General features: G+C 44.2%; 4 protein-coding genes and 1 tRNA gene. 4 read left to right on the top strand and 1 reads right to left on the bottom strand.

Annotated elements, in window-relative coordinates; genetic code table 11:
* Position 1: 1 nt before the first annotated feature.
* Positions 2–78, top strand: a tRNA-Arg gene (locus tag AYW76_RS18450).
* A 13-nt stretch (positions 79–91) separates the two neighbouring features.
* On the opposite strand, the gene AYW76_RS18445 is transcribed toward AYW76_RS18450, so the two are convergent.
* Positions 92–1,093 (bottom strand): tRNA dihydrouridine synthase, encoded by a 1,002-nt coding sequence (locus AYW76_RS18445; RefSeq protein ID WP_231872653.1) that lies wholly within the window; start codon positions 1,091–1,093, stop codon positions 92–94.
* Positions 1,094–1,238: 145 nt separating this feature from the next.
* On the opposite strand from AYW76_RS18445, the gene AYW76_RS18440 reads away from it, so the two are divergent.
* The 3 genes from AYW76_RS18440 to AYW76_RS18430 are packed head-to-tail and all read left to right on the top strand — an operon-like array spanning position 1,239 to position 4,507.
* Complete coding sequence (locus AYW76_RS18440; RefSeq protein WP_067033734.1) at positions 1,239–1,496, top strand: OadG family protein; 258 nt, start codon at positions 1,239–1,241, stop codon at positions 1,494–1,496.
* Positions 1,497–1,526: 30 nt separating this feature from the next.
* Positions 1,527–3,317 (top strand): sodium-extruding oxaloacetate decarboxylase subunit alpha, encoded by a 1,791-nt coding sequence (oadA, locus tag AYW76_RS18435; protein ID WP_067223997.1) that lies wholly within the window; start codon positions 1,527–1,529, stop codon positions 3,315–3,317.
* A gap of 17 nt (positions 3,318–3,334) precedes the next feature.
* Positions 3,335–4,507 carry a sodium ion-translocating decarboxylase subunit beta gene (locus AYW76_RS18430; protein WP_067223993.1) on the top strand — a complete coding sequence of 391 codons (1,173 nt, stop codon included), beginning with the start codon at positions 3,335–3,337 and terminating at the stop codon, positions 4,505–4,507.
* Positions 4,508–4,873 lie beyond the last annotated feature (366 nt).

Raw genomic sequence — 4,873 nt, 5'->3', positions numbered from 1 at the left:
TGCATCCGTAGCTCAGCTGGATAGAGTACTCGGCTACGAACCGAGCGGTCGGAGGTTCGAATCCTCCCGGATGCACCATTTCCTTTCTTGTTTACCCTTTCTTGTATTTAATCTCTTTGTTTTTAATAGTATTCATTAGTGCTTTTAATTCATCAGTATGCTGCGTGCTGCGTATCGCTTTTAAATTTTCTGCAATAATTGGCCAATCAGTTCTTAAATGTCCACTCCACTGTTTAATGCGACCAAGCGTGGCAAAATTGTCGTAGTGATCTAGCAGTTTGTCGATGTAGCCTTCCATAAGATCAAACAGTTCCTCAAAGCTGCCTTGCTTGCCTCCTTTCAGTTCTCTGAATATAAATGGGTTGCTTAGGCTTCCACGGCCAATCATGAAGTGAGTGCATCCTGTAACTTGCTGGCATTCTAGTAATGATTCGCGGTCGCGAATATCGCCATTAGCGATAATCGTCATGCTTGAGCGTTTTGTTGCCTGGCCAATTTTCTCCCAGCGTGCTGGAGGGCCATAGCCATCTTTCTTTGTTCGTCCATGGATGGTAAGTGTTGTGGCTCCTGCTTGCTCAATGGCATCGAGGTTTTCAAAAAACAAGTTTTCATCTTGATAGCCCAGACGCATTTTTGCAGACAGTGGAATATGTTTAGGTAATGATTGCCTGACGGCATGTACAACGTTGTAGAGCGTTTTTGGGTCTTGCAATAAAAAAGAGCCGCCACCGTGTCCATTTACGCGTTTTGCAGGACAGCCAAAATTCAAATCTAAGTGCGTTGCGCCTGCTAAACCTGCTTCTTCTGCAGTGCTTGCCATCGTGTCAATATTGGAGCCAAGTAGCTGCAAATGTACGGGGTGATTAAATGTTGTTCGACTTGCCTGATCGAGCTCTGGTACCAGCCGTTTCAAAGACTGTGCGGACACTGTTTGTTGTGTGACACGTACGAACTCAGAAACGAGGTAGTTCATTCCTCCTACGCTTGAAAGAAGCGATCTCATTGTATGATCCATGACACCTTCCATTGGTGCGACCGCCAGTATGATGTCTTGTGGTGATTGATGGGGGGTGGCGCGATTAAGCAAGTTCACGTTGTCAATATCCAAGCAAAAAAATATGAAAACTATATGCTTTATGATACAAAAGAATGCATATTAGGGAATTATTGTGCATCACAGCATTGTGGTGTACGGAATGACCGTGCCCTGAATTATTCAGATTTTAATGGAAAGTGCTATGAATAACTTAATGAGCGATGGCTTTGGTTTAATGTTATTGGGAATGGGGTTTGTTTTTACCTTCCTATGTCTGTTGATTGTTTCGACAACCTATATGTCAAAATTGATCAATCGTTATTTCCCAGAAGCAGCGCCAGTTGCTAAAAAGCCTATGGCTGCACCGACTGCTGGTGCATCCTCTGCTAGCGCTTCCGCTACTGATCCTAAAATCGCTGCTGCTATTACTGCTGCGATTCATCAACATCGTAACCGTTAATTTAAATCAGAGACGATTAGAGGCCACATCATGTCGAACAATAAACAACCTCTTGGCATCACAGATGTCGTATTAAGAGATGCCCATCAGTCACTATTTGCTACTCGCATGCGTATCGACGATATGCTGCCTATTGCAGAAAAGTTGGACCAAATTGGTTTCTGGTCGTTAGAGTCGTGGGGCGGTGCAACGTTTGATTCGTGCATTCGTTTTATTGGTGAAGATCCATGGGATCGTATTCGTGAGCTTAAAAAGGCGATGCCGAATACGCCACAGCAAATGCTTCTACGTGGTCAAAACCTACTAGGTTACCGTCATTATGCTGATGATGTTGTGACAAAATTTGTTGAACGTGCTGCCAAAAATGGTGTTGATGTATTCCGTATCTTTGATGCAATGAATGATCCTCGTAACCTAGAAACTGCGATTAAAGCGGTAAAAGGTGAGGGTAAGCATGCTCAAGGGACTATCTCTTATACAAAAAGCCGAGTGCACACACTTCAAAACTGGGTTGATTACGCGAAAACGTTAGAAGACATGGGCGCAGATTCCATTGCGATCAAAGACATGTCTGGCATTTTGACGCCTTACGATGCGTTTGAATTGGTTGGTAAGCTTAAAGACCAAACCAAACTAGAGGTTCAGCTACATGCCCATGCTACCTCAGGGCTGTCTGATATGACTATTCTAAAATCGATTGAAGCGGGTGTTGATCGTGTTGATACAGCCATTTCTTCGATGTCGATGACATATGGTCACTCTGCAACAGAATCTGTCGTTGCTGCGCTACAGGGTACAGATCGTGATACAGGTCTCGATTTAGAAAAACTAGAAGAGATCGCCTCATACTTTCGTAATGTTCGTAAGAAATACGCTAAGTTTGAAGGCTCTTTGCGAGGTACGGATTCTCGAATTCTAATTGCTCAGGTGCCGGGCGGTATGTTGACCAACATGGAAAGCCAATTACGTGAGCAAGGCGCAGCAGATAAATTTGATGCTGTTCTAGAGGAGATTCCACGAGTTCGTGAAGATTTAGGTTTAATTCCGCTCGTAACGCCAACATCGCAAATTGTCGGTACTCAAGCGGTATTAAATGTACTTACTGGTGAGCGTTACAAATCTATCTCTAAAGAAACGGCGGGTGTTCTTAAAGGAGAATACGGCGCAGCGCCAGCAGAGTTTAATAAAGAGCTTCAGGCTCGAGTGTTAAATGGTGCAGACGCGATTACCTGTCGACCTGCTGACTTACTTGAGCCTGAAATGGATAAGTTGACCGCTGAGCTAGGTGAGCTAGCAAAAGAGAAAGGTATTAAGTTAGCGTCAGATCAAATTGACGACGTGCTAACGTACGCATTATTCCCTCAAATTGGTTTGAAATTCCTGCAGAACCGTGGCGATGCATCAGCATTTGAGCCTGTACCGACATTAGACGATGCCACTGCGGCACCTAAAAAGTCTCAATCTACTGACGGACCTGCGGTATATACGGTTAGTGTCTCTGGTCAAAGCTTTGTTGTACAGGTGGAAGAAGGTGGTGATGTAACGAATATCCAGCCTATCGCAGCATCACAATCTCCAGCGCCTTCTACTTCACCAGCTCCAGCAGGTGGTGGTGAAGATGTTCCAGCTCCATTGGCGGGCAATATTTTCAAGATTCTTGTATCACCTGGTCAGCAAGTAGCAGAAGGTGAAACATTAATGATCATGGAAGCCATGAAAATGGAAACAGAAATCTCAGCACCTAAATCCGGTACTGTCGCTTCGATCCATGTCAAAGAAGGCGATGCTGTCACTGTTGGCCAAGCCCTGTTGGCGATCTAAAAGTAGGTTATTAGAGAATGGAACAGAAATTACTCAACCTGTATCACGATACGGGTATTTATCAGTTAGAATTTGGTCAAGCCATTATGATTGTGGTTGGCCTTTTACTGATATTTCTTGCTATTAAAAAAGGCTTTGAGCCACTGCTACTATTACCAATAGGTATTGGTGCAGTATTGGTAAATATTCCGGGTGCTGGATTTATGGCAGCACCAGTCTATGATGCTGCAGGGCACATGGTCTCCCCTGGTGGTTTGCAGTACTACATCTACCATGGTGGTATTGAAACGGGCTTATTCCCGTTGATTATCTTTATGGGTGTCGGTGCTATGACAGATTTTGGGCCAATGCTTGCCAACCCAAAAACACTGTTGTTAGGTGCTGCGGCTCAATTTGGCATTTTTGCAACAGTGATTGGCGCAGTGCTATTAGGGGCTGCAGGAATCATGGACTTCACGTTAGCGGATGCGGCTGCGATTGGTATCATTGGTGGTGCAGATGGTCCAACGGCAATCTTTGTTGCGAGTCGTCTTGCGCCTGAGCTTCTTGGTGCTATTGCGGTAGCAGCTTATTCTTATATGGCCTTAGTGCCGTTGATTCAGCCGCCAATCATGCGTGCTTTAACGACACATGAAGAGCGCTCTATTAAAATGGAGCAGCTTCGTCATGTAACAAAAGCAGAAAAAATCATTTTCCCTATTGTTGTGACTATTTTGGTAGCAATGTTCCTGCCTTCTGCAGCACCACTTTTAGGTATGTTCTGTTTCGGTAACTTAATGCGAGAGTGTGGTGTAGTAGATCGCTTAAGTGACACTGCTCAAAATGCATTGATCAACATTGTTACTATCTTCCTTGGATTAGGTGTTGGTTCAAAGCTAAGCTCAGAAGCATTCTTGAATATCGAAACCTTGGGGATTTTATCGCTAGGTCTTGTCGCGTTTTCTATCGGCACGGCTGCAGGTGTATTGATGGCTAAGGTAATGAATAAATTCTCCTCCACGCCAATTAACCCATTGATTGGTGCGGCCGGTGTATCTGCGGTTCCAATGGCGGCTCGTGTCGCGAACAAAGTAGGTCTTGAAGCGAATAAGCAAAACTTCTTGCTTATGCATGCAATGGGACCGAACGTTGCGGGTGTAATTGGCTCTGCGGTAGCGGCTGGTGTCATGTTGAGTTATGTAGGCGGTTAATTTACTGCATCATTAGATAGGTCAACGAGAGGCCCACTACTCAATAGTAGTGGGCCTTTTTGTTGGTTAGTTATCTTAGGTCGCTAGGAGTAGGGGAATTAAATTGAGCGATGTATGAAAATGAGGTTGATTTTGCAGGATTTTGTGTAAAAAACAAACTGTTCTTGCTTGTTTTAAATTTTCTCCGCATTTTTATTAAATTAATGTAAAAAACCGCTTGCGCTGAAAATTCATATGGGTATTATACGCACCCACTGACACGGACAACGCTTCACAACAACGAAGCACGACGCGTCAGACGCTCTTTAAAATAGATAATCAGATAATTTGTGTGGGCGCTCGCTGGAGACTTCTAAAAATTTTGAA

The organism is Marinomonas gallaica, from assembly GCF_001639745.1.
GTDB lineage: Bacteria > Pseudomonadota > Gammaproteobacteria > Pseudomonadales > Marinomonadaceae > Marinomonas > Marinomonas gallaica.
Note: the sequence above shows the minus strand (reverse complement) of the source record. Positions and strands in the feature narration are given on the sequence as shown.

Bases quoted from the DNA above. Each gene is read 5' to 3' on its own strand.
- AYW76_RS18440 (WP_067033734.1), top strand. From the start codon at position 1,239: ATGAATAACTTAATGAGCGATGGCTTTGGTTTAATGTTATTGGGAATG.
- oadA (WP_067223997.1), top strand. From the start codon at position 1,527: ATGTCGAACAATAAACAACCTCTTGGCATCACAGATGTCGTATTAAGA.
- AYW76_RS18430 (WP_067223993.1), top strand. From the start codon at position 3,335: ATGGAACAGAAATTACTCAACCTGTATCACGATACGGGTATTTATCAG.